The 21,367-nt window shown below is 55.9% G+C and carries 16 protein-coding genes and 2 tRNA genes; 10 read left to right on the top strand and 8 right to left on the bottom strand.

Annotated features, from left to right (window positions below; translation table 11 throughout):
- Window positions 1–6 precede the first annotated feature (6 nt).
- The 3 genes from ptrA to recD are packed head-to-tail and all read left to right on the top strand — an operon-like array spanning window position 7 to window position 8,256.
- Window positions 7–2,895, top strand: a complete 2,889-nt coding sequence (gene ptrA, locus OGX93_RS16265; protein ID WP_047461534.1) for a pitrilysin — start codon at window positions 7–9, stop codon at window positions 2,893–2,895.
- On the top strand, window positions 2,888–6,433 hold the full coding sequence (gene recB, locus OGX93_RS16270) for an exodeoxyribonuclease V subunit beta (RefSeq protein WP_286448995.1): 3,546 nt from the start codon (window positions 2,888–2,890) through the stop codon (window positions 6,431–6,433). The genes ptrA and recB overlap by 8 nt, the downstream gene beginning before the upstream one ends.
- The gene (gene recD / locus OGX93_RS16275; protein ID WP_286448994.1) at window positions 6,430–8,256 is read left to right on the top strand and encodes an exodeoxyribonuclease V subunit alpha; all 1,827 of its coding nucleotides are present in this window, start codon (window positions 6,430–6,432) and stop codon (window positions 8,254–8,256) included. Before recB ends, recD begins: the two co-directional genes overlap by 4 nt.
- Window positions 8,257–8,348: 92 nt before the next feature.
- Here the strand turns inward: recD and argA are convergent, their stop codons facing one another.
- Entirely contained in the window at window positions 8,349–9,680 is a 1,332-nt protein-coding gene (gene argA, locus OGX93_RS16280) for an amino-acid N-acetyltransferase (RefSeq protein ID WP_024130906.1), read from the bottom strand.
- A gap of 233 nt (window positions 9,681–9,913) precedes the next feature.
- Between argA and amiC the strand changes: the two genes are divergently transcribed.
- The gene (gene amiC, locus OGX93_RS16285; protein WP_024130905.1) at window positions 9,914–11,167 is read left to right on the top strand and encodes an N-acetylmuramoyl-L-alanine amidase AmiC; all 1,254 of its coding nucleotides are present in this window, start codon (window positions 9,914–9,916) and stop codon (window positions 11,165–11,167) included.
- A 72-nt stretch (window positions 11,168–11,239) separates the two neighbouring features.
- Here the strand turns inward: amiC and OGX93_RS16290 are convergent.
- Both OGX93_RS16290 and OGX93_RS16295 read right to left on the bottom strand, forming a co-directional pair.
- Window positions 11,240–11,316 (bottom strand) — tRNA-Met (locus OGX93_RS16290).
- A gap of 46 nt (window positions 11,317–11,362) precedes the next feature.
- Window positions 11,363–11,439, bottom strand: a tRNA-Met gene (locus OGX93_RS16295).
- A 208-nt stretch (window positions 11,440–11,647) separates the two neighbouring features.
- Here OGX93_RS16295 and mltA point away from each other — a divergent pair.
- Window positions 11,648–12,745 (top strand): murein transglycosylase A, encoded by a 1,098-nt coding sequence (gene mltA / locus OGX93_RS16300; RefSeq protein ID WP_012134931.1) that lies wholly within the window; start codon window positions 11,648–11,650, stop codon window positions 12,743–12,745.
- 139 nt (window positions 12,746–12,884) lie between these two features.
- The gene (tcdA, locus tag OGX93_RS16305) at window positions 12,885–13,691 is read left to right on the top strand and encodes a tRNA cyclic N6-threonylcarbamoyladenosine(37) synthase TcdA (RefSeq protein ID WP_071257908.1); all 807 of its coding nucleotides are present in this window, start codon (window positions 12,885–12,887) and stop codon (window positions 13,689–13,691) included.
- Window positions 13,692–13,768: 77 nt separating this feature from the next.
- On the opposite strand, the gene csdE is transcribed toward tcdA, so the two are convergent.
- Together csdE and csdA are read right to left on the bottom strand one after the other, a co-directional pair.
- Window positions 13,769–14,215 carry a cysteine desulfurase sulfur acceptor subunit CsdE gene (gene csdE, locus OGX93_RS16310; RefSeq protein WP_071257909.1) on the bottom strand — a complete coding sequence of 149 codons (447 nt, stop codon included), beginning with the start codon at window positions 14,213–14,215 and terminating at the stop codon, window positions 13,769–13,771.
- Entirely contained in the window at window positions 14,215–15,420 is a 1,206-nt protein-coding gene (gene csdA, locus OGX93_RS16315; RefSeq protein WP_286448992.1) for a cysteine desulfurase CsdA, read from the bottom strand. Before csdA ends, csdE begins: the two co-directional genes overlap by 1 nt.
- A 198-nt stretch (window positions 15,421–15,618) precedes the next feature.
- On the opposite strand from csdA, the gene OGX93_RS16320 reads away from it, so the two are divergent.
- The 4 genes from OGX93_RS16320 (at window position 15,619) to rlmM (ending at window position 18,620) form a co-directional block, all read left to right on the top strand.
- Window positions 15,619–15,846, top strand: a complete 228-nt coding sequence (locus OGX93_RS16320; RefSeq protein ID WP_024130904.1) for a YgdI/YgdR family lipoprotein — start codon at window positions 15,619–15,621, stop codon at window positions 15,844–15,846.
- A 349-nt stretch (window positions 15,847–16,195) separates the two neighbouring features.
- Window positions 16,196–17,113, top strand: a complete 918-nt coding sequence (gene gcvA, locus OGX93_RS16325; RefSeq protein ID WP_012134925.1) for a glycine cleavage system transcriptional regulator GcvA — start codon at window positions 16,196–16,198, stop codon at window positions 17,111–17,113.
- A gap of 18 nt (window positions 17,114–17,131) precedes the next feature.
- Window positions 17,132–17,527 carry a DUF423 domain-containing protein gene (locus tag OGX93_RS16330; RefSeq protein WP_012134924.1) on the top strand — a complete coding sequence of 132 codons (396 nt, stop codon included), beginning with the start codon at window positions 17,132–17,134 and terminating at the stop codon, window positions 17,525–17,527.
- Window positions 17,520–18,620: a 23S rRNA (cytidine(2498)-2'-O)-methyltransferase RlmM gene (gene rlmM, locus OGX93_RS16335; protein WP_012134923.1), complete on the top strand. Its 1,101-nt coding sequence runs from the start codon at window positions 17,520–17,522 to the stop codon at window positions 18,618–18,620. Before OGX93_RS16330 ends, rlmM begins: the two co-directional genes overlap by 8 nt.
- Before the next feature lie 82 nt (window positions 18,621–18,702).
- Here the strand turns inward: rlmM and fucR are convergent, their stop codons facing one another.
- From fucR to fucK, 3 genes are read right to left on the bottom strand one after another with little or no spacing between them, the layout of a single operon-like run.
- Window positions 18,703–19,425 carry an L-fucose operon activator gene (gene fucR / locus OGX93_RS16340; protein WP_012134922.1) on the bottom strand — a complete coding sequence of 241 codons (723 nt, stop codon included), beginning with the start codon at window positions 19,423–19,425 and terminating at the stop codon, window positions 18,703–18,705.
- A 58-nt stretch (window positions 19,426–19,483) separates the two neighbouring features.
- Window positions 19,484–19,906 carry an L-fucose mutarotase gene (gene fucU, locus OGX93_RS16345; protein ID WP_286448991.1) on the bottom strand — a complete coding sequence of 141 codons (423 nt, stop codon included), beginning with the start codon at window positions 19,904–19,906 and terminating at the stop codon, window positions 19,484–19,486.
- 1 nt (window position 19,907) lies between these two features.
- The gene (fucK, locus tag OGX93_RS16350) at window positions 19,908–21,326 is read right to left on the bottom strand and encodes an L-fuculokinase (protein ID WP_012134918.1); all 1,419 of its coding nucleotides are present in this window, start codon (window positions 21,324–21,326) and stop codon (window positions 19,908–19,910) included.
- Window positions 21,327–21,367 lie beyond the last annotated feature (41 nt).

The raw sequence follows: 21,367 nt of genomic DNA on the forward strand, positions 1-21,367 counted from the left end.
TCGTGAATGCCCCGCAGCACCTGGTTCAAAGCGTTACTGTTGTTTGTCGCCCTTTGGGCACCCTTAAGTCAGGCAGATACCGGTTGGCAGCCTTTGGCGGAAACCATCCGTAAAAGCGAGAAAGATACGCGTCAGTATCAGGCGATTCGTCTGGACAATGACATGGTGGTTTTGCTGGTATCCGACCCGCAAGCGGTAAAATCGCTTTCCGCGCTGGTGGTGCCTGTTGGATCGCTGGAGGACCCCGATGAACATCAGGGGCTGGCGCACTATCTCGAACATATGAGTCTGATGGGATCTAAAAAATATCCCCAGCCTGACAGCCTTGCCGAATACCTTAAAATGCACGGCGGCAGCCATAATGCCAGCACCGCGCCGTATCGTACCGCCTTCTATCTGGAGGTGGAAAACGACGCCCTGTCAGGTGCGGTCGATCGCCTTGCCGATGCCATTGCCGCCCCGTTGTTGGATAAAAAATATGCCGAGCGTGAGCGCAATGCGGTCAATGCCGAACTGACGATGGCGCGTACGCGAGACGGTATGCGTATGGCGCAGGTCAGCGCAGAAACCATCAACCCGGCGCACCCGGGTTCGCGCTTCTCTGGCGGCAATCTGGAAACTTTAAGCGACAAACCGGGCAACCCGGTTCAGCAGGCGTTGCAGGCGTTTCACGAAAAATATTATTCAGCGAACCTGATGAAGGCGGTGATTTACAGTAACAAACCGCTGCCGGAACTGGCGCGTATTGCGGCTGAAACCTATGGCCGGGTGCCGAATAAAAATATCAAAAAGCCGGAAATTACCGTGCCGGTAGTAACGGACGCGCAAAAGGGCATCATCATTCATTATGTGCCTGCTCTGCCGCGTAAAGTGCTGCGCGTAGAGTTTCGTATTGATAACAACAGCGCGCAGTTTCGCAGCAAAACCGACGAACTGGTGACCTACCTGATTGGCAACCGGAGCCCGGGAACGCTCTCCGACTGGCTGCAAAAACAAGGATTAGTGGAAGGCATTCGTGCGGACTCTGACCCGGTGGTTAACGGTAACAGCGGCGTACTGGCTATTTCCGCTACCCTGACGGACAAAGGGCTGGCGAACCGGGACGACGTTGTCGCCGCCATCTTCAGCTATCTCAATCTGTTACGTGAAAAAGGCGTGGATAAACGCTACTTCGATGAGCTGGCGCATGTGCTGGATCTCGACTTCCGTTACCCCTCTATCACCCGTGATATGGATTACGTCGAATGGCTGGCGGATACGATGATTCGCGTTCCGGTGGAACATACGCTGGATGCGGTGAATATCGCCGATCAATACGATGCGGCGGCGGTGAAATCACGCCTGGCGATGATGACGCCGCAGAATGCGCGTATCTGGTACATTAGCCCGAAGGAACCGCACAACAAAACGGCCTATTTTGTCGACGCACCTTATCAGGTGAATAAAATCGACGACAAAACGCTCGCCGACTGGCAGCAAAAAGCGCAGGGCATTGCGCTGTCATTACCGGAGCTTAATCCCTATATTCCAGACGATTTCACGCTGATCAAACCGGAGAAGGAATATCCCCACCCGGAGCTGATTGTCGATGAACCGGATTTGCGCGTGGTTTATGCGCCGAGCCGTTATTTTGCCAGCGAGCCTAAGGCGGATGTCAGCGTTATTCTGCGTAACCCGAAAGCAATGGACAGCGCCAGAAACCAGGTGATGTTTGCATTAAACGATTATCTCGCGGGGATCGCGCTCGACCAGTTAAGCAACCAGGCATCGGTCGGCGGGATTGGCTTTTCCACCAACGCCAACAATGGTCTGATGCTTAACGCGAACGGTTACACGCAGCGCTTGCCGCAGCTTTTCCAGGCATTGCTGGAAGGGTATTTCAGCTACACCGCGACGGAAGAACAGCTGGAACAGGCGAAATCCTGGTATGCGCAGATGATGGATTCCGCAGAAAAAGGGAAGGCCTACGATCAGGCGATTATGCCGGCACAGATGCTTTCTCAGGTGCCTTACTTCCAGCGTGATGAACGCCGTAAGCTGTTGCCTTCGATCACGCTGAAAGAGGTCATGGCTTACCGCGATACGTTAAAAGCAGGCGCGCGACCGGAGTTTCTGGTGATTGGCAATATGCGCGAAGCGCAGGTGAAAACCATGGCGCGGGATATCCAACAGCAGCTTGGCGCCAACGGTTCAGAGTGGTGTCGCAATAAAGACGTACTGGTGGATAAAAAGCAGTCGGTCATCTTTGAGAAGGCAGGGAGCAGCACTGACTCCGCGCTGGCGGCGGTATTCGTTCCAACCGGTTACGATGAATATGCCAGTTCAGCCTACAGCGCGATGTTAGGGCAAATCGTTCAGCCGTGGTTCTATAATCAGTTGCGTACTGAAGAACAGTTAGGCTATGCGGTGTTCGCTTTCCCGATGAGCGTCGGGCGTCAGTGGGGAATGGGTTTCCTGCTGCAAAGCAGCGACAAGCAACCGTCTTATCTCTGGGAGCGTTACAAAGCATTCTTCCCAACGGCGGAAGCGAAGCTGCGGGCGATGACGCCGGAAGAGTTTGCGCAAATTCAGCAGGCGATCATCGCGCAGATGTTGCAAGCGCCGCAAACGCTGGGCGAAGAAGCGTCGAAATTAAGCAAAGATTTCGATCGCGGCAATATGCGCTTTGATTCACGTGATAAAATCGTGGCTCAGATTAAACTGCTGACGCCGCAAAAACTTGCCGATTTCTTCCATCAGGCGGTGGTTGAGCCGCAAGGCATGGCGATACTGTCACAGGTTTCCGGCAGTCAGAACGGGAAAGCAGAGTACGTGCGCCCGGAAGGCTGGAAAGTGTGGGAGAACGTCAGCGCGTTGCAGCAAACCTTACCCCTGATGAGTGAAAAGAATGAATGATGCCGCTGAGTCCCTTGATCCTTTACGCTTGCCCCTTACGGGCGAGCGTCTGATTGAAGCCTCTGCGGGCACTGGCAAAACGTTTACTATCGCCGCGTTGTATCTGCGCCTGCTGCTCGGATTGGGCGGCTCTGCCGCCTTTCCCCGACCGCTGACCGTGGAAGAACTGTTGGTCGTGACGTTTACCGAGGCGGCCACCGAAGAGTTACGCGGCCGCATCCGCAGCAACATCCATGAACTGCGCATCGCCTGTCTGCGTGAAACTACCGATAACCCGTTATATGCCCGCCTGCTGGAAGAGATCGAGGATAAAAAGCAGGCGGCGCAGTGGTTACTGTTGGCGGAAAGACAGATGGATGAGGCGGCGGTATTCACCATCCACGGTTTTTGCCAGCGCATGCTCAGCCTGAATGCGTTTGAGTCCGGCATGCTGTTCGAGCAGCAACTAATCGAAGATGAATCTCTTCTGCGCTATCAGGCCTGCGCCGACTTCTGGCGGCGTCACTGTTATCCGCTGCCGCGCGAAATTGCCCAGGTTGTCTTTGAAGCGTGGAAAGGCCCCCGGGCGCTACTGAAAGATATCGATCGTTATTTGCAGGGCGAAGCGCCGGTTATCAAAGCCCCGCCGCCGTCAGACGAGACGCTGGCGTCTCGCCACGAACACATTTTGTCGAGTATTAACGCCCTGAAGCAGCAATGGTGCGCGTCCGTTGATGAACTGGATGGGGTGATAGAGTCGTCGGGAATCGATCGCAGAAAATTCAATCGCGGCAACCAGACGAAATGGATCGAGAAGATCACGGCGTGGGCGCAGGCGGAAACGCAAACCTATCAATTACCCGATGCGCTGGAGAAATTCTCCCGGCGATTCCTGGAAGAGAGAACCAAAGCGGGCGGCATAACCCCGCAGCATCCGCTGTTTGTCGCCATTGAGGAACTGCTGGCTGAACCGTTGACGATAAAAGATCTGCTGATCACCCGTGCGCTGGCGGAAATCCGCGAGACGGTTGCGCAGGAAAAACAACGCCGGGGTGAATTAGGTTTCGACGACATGCTGAGTCGTCTGGATGTTGCGCTGCGTAGTAATAGCGGCGATGCGCTGGCAAGCGCAATTCGTGGCCGTTTCCCGGTGGCGATGATTGATGAATTTCAGGATACCGACCCGCAGCAGTACCGCATTTTCCGCCACATCTGGCGGCATCAGCCGGACACCGCGCTGTTGCTGATTGGCGATCCGAAACAGGCGATTTATGCGTTTCGCGGCGCGGATATCTTCACCTACATGAAAGCCCGCAGCGAGGTCAGCGCCCATTATACGCTGGATACCAACTGGCGTTCCGCACCGGGCATGGTCAACAGCGTGAATACGTTGTTCAGTCAGATGAACGACGCCTTTATGTTCCGCGAAATTCCATTTGCGCCGGTTAAATCGGCCCAGAAGAACCAGTCGCTGCGCTTTGTGCTGAACGGCGAGACGCAGCCCGCCATGAATATGTGGTTGATGGAAGGGGAAAGCTGCGGCATCGGCGACTATCAGAGTTACATGGCGCAGGTGTGCGCGACGCAAATTCGTGACTGGCTGAAAGCCGGGCAAACTGGCGATGCGCTGCTTGTTAGCGAGAAAACCTCACGTCCGGTTCGAGCCTCGGATATCAGCGTGCTGGTGCGAAGCCGCCAGGAAGCGGCGCAAATTCGTGATGCGCTGACGCTGCTGGCGATTCCGTCCGTTTATCTCTCCAACCGCGACAGCGTATTTGAGACGCTGGAAGCGCAGGAGATGCTGTGGATCTTACAGGCCGTCATGACGCCTGAGCGTGAAAATACGCTGCGTAGCGCGATGGCGGCCTCGATGATGGGGCTGACCGCACAGGACATCGAAACGCTGAATAACGACGAAAATGCCTGGGATACGGTGGTCGAAGAGTTCGACGGCTATCGTCAAATCTGGCATAAGCGCGGCGTCATGCCCATGCTGCGCGCGCTGATGTCAGCGCGGAATATTGCCGAAAACCTGCTGGCGACAGCGGGAGGCGAGCGCCGCCTGACCGATATTCTGCACATCAGCGAATTGTTGCAGGAAGCCGGTTCGCAGTTGGAAAGCGAGCATGCGCTGGTGCGCTGGCTGTCGCAGCATATTCTTGAGCCGGACAGCAATGCCGCCAGCCAGCAACTGCGGCTGGAAAGCGATAAACATCTGGTGAAAATCGTCACCATCCATAAATCAAAAGGGCTGGAATATCCGCTCGTCTGGCTGCCTTTTATTACCCATTTCCGCGTGCAGGATCAGGCGTTTTATCACGATCGCAATTCGTTTGACGCGGTGCTGGATCTCAGCCACGCCGAGGAGAGCGTTGAACTGGCGGAAGCAGAGCGTCTGGCGGAAGACCTGCGTTTGCTTTATGTGGCGCTGACCCGTTCGGTGTGGCATTGCAGTCTCGGCGTTGCGCCGTTGGTGCGTCGTCGCGGAGATAAGAAAGGCGATACCGATGTACACCAGAGCGCGCTCGGGCGCCTGCTGCAAAAAGGTGAGCCGAAAGATGCCGCCGGGCTTCGCGCCTGCATTGACGCGCTTTGCGGGGAGGATATCACCTGTCGGACGCCAGCCGAACCGGACAGCGAACGCTGGCAGGTAACGGAAGCGTCGCGTGCGGCGCTAAGCGCCAGAGCGTTACGCCGAACGTCTGCCGATAACTGGCGAGTAACCAGTTATTCCGGCTTACAGCAGCAAGGCCATAGCGTCGCCCAGGATTTAATTCCGCGTCTGGATGTGGATGCCGCCGGGGTAGGGGACGTGGTGGAAGAGCCGGAGCTGACGCCGCACCAGTTCCCGCGAGGGGCATCGCCGGGTACATTCCTGCATAGCCTGTTTGAAGACCTCGACTTTACGCAGCCCGTTGACCCGGCCTGGGTGCGGGAAAAACTGGAGCTTGGCGGTTATGACGCGCACTGGGAGCCGGTTTTAACGCAGTGGCTGGACGCTGTTTTGCAGGCTCCCCTGACCGAACGCGGCGTGAGTCTGCGTCATCTTTCTGCCCGTGAAAAACAGGTGGAGATGGCGTTTTATCTGCCGATCGCACAGCCGCTTATCGCCAGTCAACTGGATGCGCTGATTCGCCGGTTTGATCCGCTCTCGGCGGGCTGCCCGCCGCTCGACTTCATGCAGGTTCGCGGCATGCTGAAAGGGTTTATCGATCTGGTGTTTCGCCATGAAGGGCGATATTACCTGCTCGATTACAAATCAAACTGGCTGGGCGAAGACAGCACGGCCTACACTCAGGAGGCGATGGCCTCAGCGATGCAGGCGCATCGCTATGACCTGCAATATCAGCTGTATACGCTGGCGTTGCACCGCTATCTGCGCCATCGCATCGCCGATTATGACTATGAACGCCATTTCGGCGGCGTGATCTACCTTTTCCTGCGCGGCGTTGACCGTGAATATCCACGGCAGGGCATTTTCTCGACCCGGCCGGACGGCGAATTGATTGCGTTAATGGATGAGATGTTTGCAGGCGTTGTAGCGGAGGAGGCGCAATGACAATTCAGAAGCGGTTACTGGAGGCCGTAGAACAAAAGCTGTTGCGGCCATTAGACGCTCAGTTTGCGCTGGCGGTTGCCGGGCAGGACGATCCGTGCGTAACGCTGGCCGTTGCATTGCTCAGCCGCGATGCGGGGGAAGGGCATGTCTGTATGCCGCTTTCGCGCCTGGCGATAACGGAAGAGTCGCATCCGCTACTGGTCTCCTGGTTTAGCGAGAGGGACGCGCCTGAAGACTGGGCATCGTGTCTGCTGGCTTCCGGGGCGGTCAGTCGGGGAGAGCGGCCAACGCCGTTGATTCTGCATGAAGATCGCCTTTACCTGAACCGGATGTGGAGTAACGAGCGCACGGTAGCCCGCTTTTTTAGCGAGGTTAACCAGGCGATCGCGGTAGATGAACTGCAACTGGCCCGCACGCTGGATGCGCTTTTCCCGCCGACGGATGACGTCAACTGGCAAAAAGTGGCGGCGGCCGTGGCGTTGACGCGCCGTATTTCCGTCATTTCCGGCGGGCCTGGCACCGGTAAAACCACTACCGTGGCGAAGCTGCTGGCCGCGTTGATTCAGATGGCGGACGGCGAGCGATGCCGTATACGACTGGCGGCGCCGACGGGGAAAGCGGCGGCGCGTCTGACCGAGTCGCTTGGCGCGGCATTGCGCCAGCTTCCGCTCACGGATGAGCAAAAAAAACGCATCCCGGATGACGCCAGTACGTTGCACCGGCTGTTGGGCGCACAGCCCGGTAGCCAGAGGCTGCGCCATCACGCGGGAAATCCGCTGCATCTGGACGTGCTGGTGGTGGATGAGGCATCAATGATCGATTTGCCGATGATGTCGCGGCTAATTGAGGCGCTGCCGCCGCACGGACGCGTGATTTTTCTCGGCGATCGCGATCAGCTGGCTTCCGTTGAGGCGGGGGCGGTGCTGGGCGATATCTGCGCCTGGGTGAATGCCGGATTTACCGCCGGGCGCGCGCAGCAGCTGAGCCGATTGACGGGAAGCCCCATTCCTGCGGGCGCAGGCACGGAGGCAGCCTCTTTGCGCGATAGCCTGTGTTTGCTGCAAAAAAGCTATCGCTTCGGGCATGATTCCGGCATTGGTCAACTGGCGGCAGCCATTAATCGCGGCGATAAAGCGGCGATGAAAACGGTCTTTCAGCAGGGATTTAGCGATATTGAAAAACGAACGCTACAGAGCAGCGAGGATTACGCCGCCATGCTCGATGAGGCGCTGGCCGGTTATGGGCGTTATCTGGCGCTTGTTCGCGAGGGCGCGGAGCCGGGGGCGATTATTCAGGCTTTCAATGAGTACCAGTTGCTGTGCGCGCTGCGTGAAGGGCCGTTTGGCGTTGGCGGTCTGAATGAACGCATCGAACAGGTTATGCTGCAAAAGCGCAAAATTCAGCGTCACCCGCACAGCCGCTGGTATGAAGGGCGTCCGGTAATGATTGCGCGCAATGACAGCGCGTTGGGGTTGTTCAATGGCGATATCGGCATTGCGCTCGATCGCGGCCAGGGGTTGAGGGTGTGGTTCGCCATGCCGGATGGCAGCATTAAGTCGGTGCAGCCCAGCCGTTTGCCGGAGCATGAAACAACCTGGGCGATGACGGTGCATAAATCGCAGGGATCGGAGTTCGATCATGCGGCGCTGATTTTACCCAGCCAGCGCTCGCCGGTTGTGACCCGTGAGCTGGTGTATACCGCCGTGACGCGCGCACGTCGTCGCCTGTCTCTCTATGCCGATGAACGGGTTTTGAGCGGGGCAATTGCGACGCGCACGGAGCGACGTAGCGGACTGTCCGCGTTTTTTAATAACGGGCTGTGAGGCAAGTTGCCGGATGGCGCCTGCGCTTATCCGGCCTACAGCATCCCCGTAGACCCGATAAGACGCTTTAGCGTCGCCGTCAGGCAAAATGGTTATCCCAAATCTGCCATCAACACCTTTGAACGACGCTGATAGTTGTACATCTCTTTTTTGCTCTCGGGCAGCAGTTCGATATCCACCGGCGTAAACCCACGTTCCTGGAACCAGTGAATACTGCGTGTTGTCAGCACAAACAGCTTGCTGAGGCCCATCTGTCTTGCCTGCACGGCGATCCGCTCCAGCAAGACTTCGCCACGCGATGAACTGCGATAATCTGGATGTACCGCCACGCAGGCCATTTCGCCGATTTTTTCTTCGGGGAAAGGGTACAGCGCGGCGCAGGCGATGGTCAGATTATCTCGCTGGATAATCGTGAATTTGTCGATCTCCATCTCCAGTTGTTCACGGGAGCGGCGCACCAGAATCCCCTGTTGCTCCAGCGGGCGAATCAGCTCCAGGATCCCGCCGATATCGTTAATGGTGGCGCGGCGAATCTGCTCGGCGCTCTCCATCACGATTTGCGTCCCGATCCCGTCGCGTGAGAACAGCTCCTGCAATAGCGCGCCGTCTTCCTGGTAGCTAATCAGATGGCAGCGACGCACGCCGCTGCGACAGGCTTTCACCGCGCCGCGCAGGAACCGCACGGTGCCTGAATTGTAATCGCCTTTTTCTTCCTGCGCTTCAACGCGTGCCTGCGCTTCGTTCGGGAAAAGTTCGGAAACGATGTCGCCTTCGTCGTTAGTTACCCCTTGCGACGAACAGAAGCCGATCATCTTCTCCGCCTTCAGTTTGATGGCGAGCTGGGTGGCGATCTCTTCTGAGGTCAGGTTAAAGCTTTCGCCTGTGACGGAAACCGCGACCGGCCCCATCAGCACAATTGCGCCGCTGTCTAACTGGCGATGAATTGCCTCTTCATCAATACGGCGAATGCGTCCGCTGTGGCAGTAATCCACGCCGTCATCCACGCCCAACGGCTGTGCAATAATAAAATTGCCGCTGACGACGTTGATGTGCGCGCCCTGTAAGGGGGTGTTGTTCAGGCTCATCGACAGACGGGCGGTGATATCCAGCTGCAACGTGCCTGCCGCTTGCTTAACCAGTTCCAGCGTTTTGGCGTCCGTCACGCGGGTATTTTTGTGGTACAGCGGCTCATGATGATGTGCGGCAAGGTTCGCGTCGATTTGCGGACGCGCGCCATACACCACCACCAGGCGAATGCCCAGACTGTGCAGAAGCCCGATGTCATTGACGATACTGGAGAAATTTTCATGCTCAATGGCCTCACCGCCAAGCATAATGACAAACGTTTTTCCCCGATGGGTATTGATATAGGGAACAGAATGGCGGAATCCCTGTACCAGTTCGGTTCTACGTTCCTTCACCACGGCACACCCTCATTGCATGATTATTCGAAATTAATGTATTTTTATTCTGTTTTTCCGTCGTGCGCAAGCGCAAATTTTAATCCCGCTGAAGTTTTCTCCCAGTAATACCGTGAATACAAAAAGAAAGTTTACCCTTTTATAGATGACAGATTATGCGTCATTCGCTAAAGTTTCCGGTCAATTTAGACGTTTTGTACATCAGCACCGTTAAGTTTGTTTTGCTCGGGAGAAGCATGTCGGGATCCAACTCAGCAATCAGTCGCCGTCGTTTACTACAAGGGACGGGCGCCATGTGGCTATTGAGCGTAAGTCAGGTCGGTTTGGCTGCCGTCAGCCAGGTCGTCGCGGTACGCATCTGGCCTGCGTCCAGCTATACCCGCGTCACGGTGGAATCGAACCGTCTGCTGAAATACAAACAGTTTGCCCTGAGTAACCCTGAGCGCGTGGTGGTGGATATTGAAGGTGTGAATCTGAACTCGGTGCTTAAAGGCATTGGCGCGCAGATCCGCGCGGACGATCCGTATATCAAGTCAGCGCGAGTGGGGCAGTTTGATCCACAGACGGTGCGGATGGTGTTTGAGCTGAAGCAAAACGTGAAACCGCAGCTGTTTGCCCTTGCGCCGGTGGCGGGCTTTAAAGAACGCCTGGTGATGGATCTCTACCCTGCCAATGCGCAGGATATGCAGGACCCGTTGCTGGCGCTGCTGGAAGATTACAACAAAGGCGATCTGGATAAGCAGGTGCCGCCTGCGCAGAGCGGGCCGCAGCCGGGCAAGGCGGGACGCGATCGCCCGATCGTGATCATGCTCGATCCCGGTCATGGAGGGGAAGATCCCGGCGCCGTGGGGAAATACAAGACGCGCGAAAAAGACGTGGTGTTGCAGATTGCCCGCCGCTTGCGCGCGTTAATTGAGAGAGAAGGCAATATGAAGGTCTACATGACGCGTAATGAGGATATCTTCATTCCGCTGAAAGTGCGCGTGGCGAAAGCCCAGAAGCAGCGCGCCGACCTGTTTGTCTCTATCCATGCGGACGCGTTTACCAGCCGACAGCCCAGCGGTTCATCCGTTTTTGCGCTCTCGACGAAGGGCGCGACCAGTACGGCGGCAAAATACCTCGCGCAAACTCAGAACGCCTCGGATTTGATCGGCGGCGTGAGTAAAAGCGGCGATCGCTATGTCGATCACACGATGTTCGACATGGTGCAATCGTTGACCATCGCCGATAGCCTGAAGTTCGGTAAAGCGGTGCTCAACAAGCTGGGAAGGGTTAATAATCTGCACAAAAATCAGGTCGAGCAGGCCGGCTTTGCGGTGCTGAAAGCGCCGGATATTCCCTCTATTCTCGTGGAAACCGCCTTTATCAGTAATATTGAAGAGGAGCGTAAGCTCAAAACGGCGAAGTTCCAGCAGGAAGTGGCGGAGTCGATTCTGGCGGGTATTAAAGCCTACTTTGCCGATGGGGCGACGCTGGCGAGAAGGGGATAATAAAAAAGCGCTGAAAGGCGCTTTTTTTACGGACCGCAGAAACGAAAAAACACCCGTTAAGGTGTTTAATATTGGTTGCGGGGGCCGGATTTGAACCGACGACCTTCGGGTTATGAGCCCGACGAGCTACCAGGCTGCTCCACCCCGCGTCCGTCTGTTACTCTTTCATCGAGTAACCTTTTCTTCACATTGTATTGGTTGCGGGGGCCAGATTTGAACTGACGACCTTCGGGTTATGAGCCCGACGAGCTACCAGGCTGCTCCACCCCGCGTCCGTGGATGCGCACTATACTCTGCTAACATTTTCATGCAACCCTTTTTTCACCCGGATCACGAAATTGGGATGATTGTGTGCAAAAACAACGCGCTTTGGTACGTTTTTTGTGCGTAATTTGCGTCAGGGGAGCGCTTCGCATTTCATTAGGTTCGGGGGTTTGTTATCTTCATAGCGCAAGATTTACAGCTAAAAGACGAGAACTCATGAAAGGACGTTGGGCAAATTACCTTCTTATGGGGGCGGTGGTTGCAATGCTTGCCGCCTGTTCCTCTAAACCGACCGATCGCGGCCAGCAGTATAAAGACGGGAAGTTTACCCAGCCTTTCTCACTGGTGAACCAACCTGACGCCATTGGGGCGCCTATCAACGCAGGCGATTTCGCCGAGCAGGTCAACCAAATCCGCAGCGCGTCGCCGCGTCTGTATGGCAACCAGAGCAACGTCTATAACGCCGTGCAGGAGTGGTTACGTTCCGGTGGCGATACGCGAATGATGCGCCAGTTTGGTATTGATGCCTGGCAGATGGAAGGGGCGGATAACTACGGCAACGTCCAGTTTACTGGCTACTACACGCCGGTTATCCAGGCGCGCCATACCCGTCAGGGCGAGTTCCAGTACCCTATTTATCGCATGCCGCCAAAACGCGGCCGCTTACCGTCTCGTGCCGAGATCTATTCCGGCGCGCTGAGCGACAGCTACATTCTGGCGTACAGCAACTCGCTGATGGATAACTTCATCATGGACGTTCAGGGCAGCGGCTATATTGATTTTGGCGACGGCAGCCCGCTGAATTTCTTCAGCTATGCCGGGAAAAACGGCCATGCTTACCGCAGTATCGGCAAGGTGCTGATCGATCGCGGTGAAGTGAAGAAAGAAGATATGTCGATGCAGGCCATTCGCCACTGGGGAGAAACCCACAGTGAAGCGGAAGTGCGCGAGCTGCTGGAGCAAAACCCGTCATTCGTCTTCTTTAAGCCGCAATCTTTTGCGCCGGTGAAAGGCGCCAGCGCCGTGCCGCTTATCGGTCGTGCGTCTGTGGCTTCCGATCGCAGCATTATCCCGGCAGGAACAACCCTGCTGGCGGAAGTCCCGCTGCTGGATAACAACGGCAAGTTTAACGGCCAGTACGAACTGCGCCTGATGGTGGCGCTGGACGTGGGCGGCGCGATTAAAGGCCAGCACTTTGATATTTATCAGGGGATAGGCCCGGACGCCGGGCACCGCGCAGGCTGGTATAATCACTATGGGCGCGTCTGGGTGCTGAAAAACGCCCCGGGAACCGGTAACGTATTTAGCGGCTGATTGCCTGATGGCGGCTTCGCTGAAGATTTAAATCGTAGGCCTGATAAGCGTAGCGCCATCAGGCAAATCATGCCGGATGGCGTCGCAAGCGACGTATCCGGCCTACGATCGTATTACCCCTTTTTAATTCTGAGGTCGTATGTCTGTTGTAATTAGTGATGCCTGGCGCCAGCGTTTTGGCGGCACCGCCCGTCTGTATGGTGAAAAAGCGTTGCAGCTGTTTGCCGGTGCGCATATTTGCGTGGTCGGGATCGGCGGCGTCGGCTCCTGGGCGGCAGAGGCGCTGGCGCGTACCGGCATTGGCGCGATCACGCTCATCGATATGGATGACGTATGCGTCACCAACATCAACCGGCAAATTCATGCGCTACGCGATAACGTCGGTCTGGCGAAAGCCGAGGTGATGGCCGAGCGTATTCGTCAGATCAACCCGGAGTGCCGGGTGACGGTGGTGGATGACTTTGTCACGCCGGATAACGTCGCGGAGTATATGAGCGCAGGGTTTTCGTATGTCATTGATGCCATCGACAGCGTGCGGCCAAAAGCCGCGCTGATTGCCTGGTGCCGCCGAAATAAGGTTCCGTTAGTCACCACCGGCGGGGCGGGTGGGCAGATAGACCCGACCCAGATTCAGGTAACGGATCTGGCGAAAACCATCCAGGACCCGCTGGCGGCGAAACTGCGCGAACGGCTGAAAAGCGACTTTGGCGTGGTGAAAAACAGCAAGGGCAAACTGGGCGTGGACTGCGTGTTCTCAACGGAAGCGCTGGTTTATCCGCAGGCTGATGGTTCCGTATGTGCGATGAAAGCGACGGCGGAGGGGCCGAAACGAATGGATTGCGCCTCTGGATTCGGCGCAGCCACGATGGTAACTGCGACCTTTGGCTTTGTTGCTGTGTCTCATGCGCTGAAGAAGATGATGGCGAAGGCGGCGCGTCAGGCTTGATTGTGTCGGATGGCGCTATGCTTATCCGACCTACGGTTCGTGCGGTGTTGTAGGCCGGATAAGACGCATCAGCGTCGTCATCCGGCTTGCTGGGCAGCCTCAAGAATCGCGTTATTCAGCGCATGCAGCCCCTGGCTGCGCGATGCGCTAAGTTGTGTTGTTAAGCCTAACTCATCAAACAACCCCAGCGGCGAGTGCGCCAGCAGTTCCGCCGGGGTCTTTCCCTCTACCGCCGTGAGTAAAACCGCCAGCAAACCGCGTACAATACGCCCTTCGCTGTCACCGAAAAAGTGCAGCGTTCCCTTCTCTGACAGGGTATGCCCCAGCCAGACGCGGTTCTCACATCCTGCGATCTCTTTTGCCTGCGTTTTTAGCTCATCCGGCAATGCCGGGAGTTGCTTACCCAACAGAATAAGCTGGCGATACTTGTCCTCCCACTGCGAGAGCGGGATAAAGAGAGCGCGTAACGTCTCTTCCGTTACGGTCGTGCCAAACGGGTGTCCGGCAAAAAGAGGGCTTGTCATTAATCCACCAGTATTTCCAGCGCGCGGTCAACGGCGCTGACCAACGCATCCACATCATGCTTTGTATTATACGGCGCAAAAGAGGCGCGCAGGGTGCCCGTTACGCCAAGCGCCGCCAGTAGCGGCTGCGCGCAGTGCTGCCCGGCGCGCAGGGCGATGCCGTATTCGGCCAGTAACGTCACCATATCGCTGTGATGAACGCCGGCAAAATCGAAGGCCAGCAGGCTGGAGTCCTGGCAACGGAAAGCGCGGAAACCCGGACGCTTCGCCAGCGCGTCTTCCGCCAGCGTCGCCAGACCGCGACTCCAGCTTTCGGCCTGCGCCATATCCACTTCCGCCAGCCACTCCAGCGCGGCGCTAAGGCCAATAACTCCAGCCACGTTTGGCGTGCCGGCTTCCAGACGCCAGGGAACGGCCTGGGTTGTGAATCCTTCAAAATTGACTTCAGCGATCATCTTGCCGCCGCCGAGCCACGGGGACATCTCTTCCAGTAAGGCCGGTTTGCCGTACAGCGCGCCGATGCCCGTCGGGCCGTACAACTTGTGGGCGGAGAAGGCATAAAAATCAATATCCAACTGCTGTACATCGGCGGGGAAATGCACCGCGCCTTGCGCGCCGTCAACCATCACCACCATCCCTGCCGCGTGCGCCAGCGTGATAGCGCGCGCCAGGTCCGGGCAGCCGCCCGTGACGTTCGACATCTGTCCCAGCGCCAGAATCCGGCTGCGTGGCGTGATGAGTTCAGGCAGACGCTCCACGTCGGGGAGGAAAAGGGCATTTAGGGGCAGTTTGACGATTTTTGCGCCCGTCTGCTGAGCGACCATCAGCCAGGGAACGAGATTCGCGTGATGCTCCGCTTCACTGACGATTATCTCATCGCCGGGTTGCAGGCGCGGGCGGGCATAGCATTGCGCCACCATATTGATGGCTTCCGTGGTGCCGCGTGTCCAGACAATCGATGCATCATCAGGCGCGTTCAGCCACTGCGCCACTTTGCCGCGCGCCGCTTCATAGCGCGCGGTTAGCCGCTGTGCCTCGGCGAACTGGCTGCGATGGACGTTTCCGGCGCTCAGGCTGTAGAACTGATGCGTGGCGTCGATCACGGCCTGAGGCTTAAGCGCCGTCGCGGCGCTGTCGAGATAAACGCCCGCATCGGTAAGGGCAGGAAATTGCGCGCGAAACTGCGAAGGATTGAAAGCGTTCATGGTATTCCTCAATTCAGTATACCGATCGTGGCGCAAAAAGGGCTGTGATACAAGGTTTGTCCTAACCATCGGAATTGTCTGGTTATCCTGGTGAAGTCAGGGAAGCAGGTTATGCTAAATAGTGTTAGGCGAATGTTTTTGCCTGTTACGGAACCCGTTTTATTTAGCATAAACAGCTTTAAGGAGAAGAAGATGAAAATGAAAAAGACTGCCGCAATGATCTCTGCATGTATGCTGACTTTTGCCCTGAGCGCCTGTTCCGGTCCGAATTATGTGATGCACACAAATGATGGCCGTACTATCGTGTCAGACGGTAAGCCAAAAACCGATGATGAAACCGGCATGATTTCTTATAAAGACGCTAACGGCAACAAACAGCAGATCAATCGTACTGACGTTAAAGAGATGGTCGAACTGGATCAGTAACCGGTCGGTCATGGACAAAAAAAAGCACCGCAATTGGCGGTGCTACATTAATCACTATGGACAGACAGGGTAAATGTACAGGAAGTGAAAAAGGGTAGCTTCGCTACCATGGTCTGAATCGCAGACCAATTGCAAACACAACAACACAACATCACAACCGTAAGCCAAAAGCCCATCAGAACACGCATTCCGATAAAACTTTTCGTTCCGGCTCAGGAAGTGTCGCCACTATAGGTATTTGCTGGTAGAACCTCAACGGACAAATTATAATGGCTCAGATTAAAAAAACTAATAGGTTACACAAGGTTACCTAATTGTTAAATTTATTTAACATCAAAGTCTAAAAGCCATGTCAAAACGATTACCACCCTTAAATGCATTACGTGTTTTTGATGCCGCAGCGCGGCATTTAAGCTTCACTCGCGCAGCAGAAGAGCTTTTTGTGACGCAGGCCGCAGTAAGTCACCAAATCAAGTCACTTGAGGATTTTTTGGGGCTAAAACTGTTCCGTCGTCGCAATCGTTCGCTTTTGCTAACGGAAGAGGGGCAGAGCTATTTCCTCGACATCAAAGAGATTTTTTCGCAATTAACCGAAGCGACGCGTAAACTTCAGGCGCGGAGTGCAAAAGGCGCGCTTACGGTCAGTTTATTGCCCAGTTTTGCGATCCAGTGGCTGGTTCCTCGACTCTCAAGCTTTAACTCAACTTATCCGGGAATCGATGTCAGAATTCAGGCCGTGGACCGTCAGGAAGATAAGCTGGCTGATGATGTCGACGTCGCTATTTTTTATGGGCGTGGCAACTGGCCGGGCTTGCGCGTCGAAAAATTGTACGCAGAATATTTACTGCCGGTGTGTTCACCGTTATTACTGACGGGCGATAAGCCGTTAAAGACGCCGGAAGATCTGGCAAAACATACATTACTGCATGATGCTTCGCGAAGAGACTGGCAGACCTATACGCGTCAGTTGGGGCTGAATCATATTAATGTGCAGCAGGGACCTATTTTCAGCCATAGCGCAATGGTGCTACAGGCTGCCATCCACGGACAGGGGGTTGCGCTGGCGAACAACGTCATGGCGCAATCAGAAATTGAAGCCGGGCGTCTTGTCTGTCCCTTTAACGACGTTCTGGTCAGTAAAAATGCTTTTTATCTGGTTTGTCATGACAGTCAGGCAGAACTGGGTAAAATAGCCGCCTTTCGTCAGTGGATTCTGACCAAAGCGGCCGCTGAACAAGAAAAATTCCGCTTTCGTTACGAACAATAATTTATTTAGGGTACTACCATGACCAGCCGTTTTATGCTGATTTTTGCCGCGATAAGCGGCTTTATCTATGTTGCTCTGGGTGCCTTTGGGGCGCATGTCCTGAGCAAAACTCTTGGTGTGGTTGAAATGGGCTGGGTCCAGACCGGTCTGCAATATCAGGCGTTTCATACGCTGGCCATTTTTGGCCTGGCGGTTGCGATGCAGCGACGTATTAGCATCTGGTTTTACTGGAGCAGCGTTTTTCTGGCGTTAGGTACGGTGCTGTTTAGCGGCAGCCTGTATTGCCTGGCGCTGTCTCATTTACGCCTGTGGGCGTTTGTTACTCCTGTCGGCGGCGTGAGTTTCCTGGCAGGCTGGGTGCTGATGTTAATTGGCGCCATCCGTTTGAAACGTAAGGGCGTTGGTCATGAATAAGGTTGTATTGTTGTGTCGCCCTGGTTTTGAAAAGGAGTGCGCTGCTGAAATAACGGATAAGGCGGCGCGTCGGGAAATCTTTGGCTTCGCTCGTGTTAAAGACAATGCCGGATACGTCGTCTTTGAGTGCTATCAGCCGGACGATGCTGAAAAAATAGTAAAAGAGTTGCCTTTTTCCTCGCTCATTTTTGCGCGTCAGATGTTCGTCGTCGGCGAGCTGCTGCGCGACCTGCCGCCGGACGATCGCATTACGCCGATTGTCGGGATGCTACAGGGCGTTGTGGAAAAAGGCGGCGAGCTGCGTGTTGAAGTCGCAGACACCAATGAAAGCAAAGAGTTGATGAAGTTTTGCCGTAAATTTACGGTGCCGCTGCGGGCCGCGCTGCGCGACGCGGGGATTCTGACAAACTATGAAACGCCAAAGCGTCCGGTGGTGCATGTTTTCTTCATCGCGCCGGGCTGCTGTTATACCGGGTATTCGTATCCTGACAACAACTCGCCGTTCTATATGGGGATTCCGCGGCTGAAATTCCCGGCCGATGCGCCAAGCCGTTCGACGCTGAAGCTGGAAGAAGCGCTGCATGTTTTTATTCCGGCCGATGAGTGGGATGAACGTCTGGCGAACGGGATGTATGCCGTGGATTTAGGCGCCTGCCCTGGCGGTTGGACCTACCAGTTAGTGAAGCGCAACATGTGGGTTTACTCTGTCGATAACGGCCCAATGGCGCAGAGCCTGATGGATACCGGGCAGGTGACCTGGCTGCGCGAAGATGGATTCAGATACCGTCCGAACCGTAACAACATCTCGTGGATGGTGTGCGACATGGTGGAAAAACCAGCTAAGGTTGCCGCGCTGATGGCGCAGTGGTTAGTAAACGGCTGGTGTCGCGAGACGATCTTCAATCTCAAGCTGCCGATGAAAAAACGCTATGAAGAGGTGTCGCAGAACCTGGCATACATTCAGGCGCAGCTTGATGAACACGGCATTAACGCGCAAATTCAGGCGCGACAGCTGTATCACGATCGTGAAGAAGTGACCGTGCATGTCCGTCGGCTGTGGGCCGCCGTGGGCGGGCGTCGCGACGAGCGGTAATACGATGAATTGCCGGATAGCGGCGTAAATGCCTTATCCGGCCCGCGCCGGGTATTTGTTGTCCTGATAAGCGGCAACGCCATCAGGCGTGAATCACCCCCTGGCGCTCATCGGAAATGATGTGCGTCACATCATCCAGATGCCCGATGCAGGCCTCTCCCGAGCGGTTGAGCTTACTCTTGTCGATCAACAATAAAGACTGCGATGCGCGCTTAAGCAGCGTGGATTTGAAATCCGCGTTGATCGTATTTGAGTCCCAGAGCGCGCCGCCGCGGTCAATCCCTTCGCAGGAAAAAATAAACAGGTCAATGTCGAGCGGCTTAAGCTGAGAAATAAGCGACGGATTGACGTAGCAGCCATATTTACGCTCAAGCTGGCCGCCGGAACTGATGAGCTGAATATGCTCGCGTTTGCCCAGCTCCTGGCAAATCGGGTGACTGTTGGTAAAGACGTGAATATCAATGTCCGGCAACTGGCGGGCCAGATACCAGCAGGTTGAGCTGGCGTCCAGAGCGATCACCATGCCCGGTTCTATCCATGCCAGCGCCTCCCTGGCGATATCCGCCTTATGCGCATAGTGGCTTTTCAGCCGGATGTGGAACGGGTCGCCGCTGTCCTGGTTTTCCCGGTGAATATACTTGGCGCGCCCGTGATTGCGCAGCACTTTTCCCTGCGCCTGTAGCTCGCTGAGATCGCGGCGAATGGTCTCTTTGCTGACGTTAAGCTGTACCGACAGCGCCTCGGTGGTCAGACTTTTATGGTTGATCAGCAGGTCTACTATCGCTTGTTGGCGTGCCGCTTTCATCTTTTCTCACCCCATCATTCGATGAACGCCCGCATCATGCGGGCGCACCGGCAAGAGATTACGGCGTTACCCCTTTTTTTAAAAGAATATTCCCGTACTTCGCGCACTCTCCTGTGATAACGATCGCAAAGGCTTTTTGCGCCCGCTCATAAAACGCATAGCGGTCGATGCGGACAATCTCCGGGCACGGCGTCTGCAATGAGAGCGCATCGCGATAACGCGCTTCAACCGTCGGGTCGAGCGAATCGCCCTCTACGGCGGCCATCATCACCAGCGGCGGCGCGTAGCTGTCCAGTTCAAACAGCGGGATAATCGCCCGGAGCAGATCGCTGACTTTCAGACCATCTGCGCGAATAACCTGCGGTCCCATGCTGTGAGCGGGAAAGTGGGCATCGGAAAAAATAATCTCATCCCCGTGCCCCATTTTAGCCAGCACTTTCAGTAACTCAGGGGATATCAATGGCGAAATAGTTTTTAGCATCTCACACTCCCTCAATAAATTCGGGTTCAGTTTGCGGCCAGAAATAGCGGTACTGATAGCGCACCTGGGCTCGGGCCTGTTCCGGGCTGGCAAATTCGCCTACGCCATACCAGCCGAACATGGCGGCCCCGGCGACGGTGGTTTCCGCGTCATCCAGCACCTTAATCGGTATATCAAGCAGATTGGCTTTGATTTGATTCCACAGCGCGTTGCGGCTTCCGCCGCCAACCAGCAGAAGCTCAGTTGCCTGGAAGTGACCAATCTTTTCCAGCGTTTGCAGATTACGTTGCAGTTGCGCCGTTAGCCCTTCCAGCGCGGCGCGGTAAAAATGACCACGCGTTGTGTTCAGCGTCACCCCCTGCCAGCCCGCGTTTTGACAGGTGAGGAGATCGCACTGCATCTTCACGCCTTCAGCACCCGGCGGAATGGCGTGCGCCTCGTCAATCAGCGTCTGCCACGGCGTTTCTGGCGTCCAGAGCAGTTTGCGCACCCATTCGAGCACGCCGGAAGCCAGCCACTGCATGCCCGGATTATAAAGTCCGGCCTGGCTGTCCAGTTCACAGGTGGAACCGGCGTAATGGCTGAGCAGCGGCGTGTTCACCTGCGCGCTGCGTACCATCAGGATTTCCCACGTACCGGACGAGAGTACCGGTTCATCCTGTTCTGCGCCGGCGCCAAAAAGGGCAAACTGCGTGTCATGCCCGGCGGAGATCACCGGAATACCCGCCTCAAGCCCAAGCAGGTTTGCGGCGTCGTTTTGCAGCGTGCCAATCCGTTCGCCCGCTTCAACTAACCGTGGAAACAGACGGCGGGGTAAACCCGTGGCCTGTAAAATCTCCGGGCTGAAATCCCGCTGGTGGATATCCAGCATCTGGCTGGTGCCCGCCATGGTGATATCCGTGGTGAATTCACCGGTTAAACGGTGGTTGATCAGTGATGAAATAAACAGCCAGGCGTGCGCCTGTTCGAGCAACTGCGGGTGGTTCTCTTTCAGCCACACCAGTTTATGCAGCGTATTAAAGGCGAATGCGCCGACGCCGGAGATCGCCTGCAACTGCTGCGGCGGCATAAAGCGGCCGATGTTTTCCATGACGGCAAGGGTGCGAGGGCATTTCCAGCTGATCACCGGATAGAGCAACTGACCGTGTTCATCGACCAGCGCACCGTCCACGCCAAAGGTGGTGACCGTAATACCGCGAACCCGGCAGGCCGCCAGTTCCGTCTTCAGTTGCTGACAGCAGTCCGCGAAGCGTTGCAGAATGGCCGCCAGCGACCACTGATGCCAGGCGCTATTTTCCGTGGCGATGTCGCTGGCATTCGCTGTTGATGCGCGGGCGACAATGTTTCCCTGACGGTCAACGGCCATTGCCCGTACGTTGGTGGCGCCGCAGTCGAGAACCAGAATGACGTCTTGTTTCATAGTAGCTCCGAAACGTTGCCGGATGGCGCTTCGCTGATCCG

Source organism: Citrobacter sp. CK195 (genome assembly GCF_030333365.1).
In the GTDB taxonomy this organism is placed as follows: Bacteria; Pseudomonadota; Gammaproteobacteria; order Enterobacterales; family Enterobacteriaceae; genus Citrobacter_B; species Citrobacter_B koseri.

Bases quoted from the DNA above. Each gene is read 5' to 3' on its own strand.
- csdE (WP_071257909.1), bottom strand. From the start codon at position 14,215: ATGACAAGCCCTCTTTTTGCCGGACACCCGTTTGGCACGACCGTAACG.
- ptrA (WP_047461534.1), top strand. From the start codon at position 7: ATGCCCCGCAGCACCTGGTTCAAAGCGTTACTGTTGTTTGTCGCCCTT.
- gcvA (WP_012134925.1), top strand. From the start codon at position 16,196: ATGTCAAAACGATTACCACCCTTAAATGCATTACGTGTTTTTGATGCC.
- csdA (WP_286448992.1), bottom strand. From the start codon at position 15,420: ATGAACGCTTTCAATCCTTCGCAGTTTCGCGCGCAATTTCCTGCCCTT.
- OGX93_RS16320 (WP_024130904.1), top strand. From the start codon at position 15,619: ATGAAAAAGACTGCCGCAATGATCTCTGCATGTATGCTGACTTTTGCC.
- mltA (WP_012134931.1), top strand. From the start codon at position 11,648: ATGAAAGGACGTTGGGCAAATTACCTTCTTATGGGGGCGGTGGTTGCA.
- OGX93_RS16330 (WP_012134924.1), top strand. From the start codon at position 17,132: ATGACCAGCCGTTTTATGCTGATTTTTGCCGCGATAAGCGGCTTTATC.
- recD (WP_286448994.1), top strand. From the start codon at position 6,430: ATGACAATTCAGAAGCGGTTACTGGAGGCCGTAGAACAAAAGCTGTTG.
- rlmM (WP_012134923.1), top strand. From the start codon at position 17,520: ATGAATAAGGTTGTATTGTTGTGTCGCCCTGGTTTTGAAAAGGAGTGC.
- fucR (WP_012134922.1), bottom strand. From the start codon at position 19,425: ATGAAAGCGGCACGCCAACAAGCGATAGTAGACCTGCTGATCAACCAT.
- amiC (WP_024130905.1), top strand. From the start codon at position 9,914: ATGTCGGGATCCAACTCAGCAATCAGTCGCCGTCGTTTACTACAAGGG.
- fucU (WP_286448991.1), bottom strand. From the start codon at position 19,906: ATGCTAAAAACTATTTCGCCATTGATATCCCCTGAGTTACTGAAAGTG.
- tcdA (WP_071257908.1), top strand. From the start codon at position 12,885: ATGTCTGTTGTAATTAGTGATGCCTGGCGCCAGCGTTTTGGCGGCACC.
- fucK (WP_012134918.1), bottom strand. From the start codon at position 21,326: ATGAAACAAGACGTCATTCTGGTTCTCGACTGCGGCGCCACCAACGTA.
- recB (WP_286448995.1), top strand. From the start codon at position 2,888: ATGAATGATGCCGCTGAGTCCCTTGATCCTTTACGCTTGCCCCTTACG.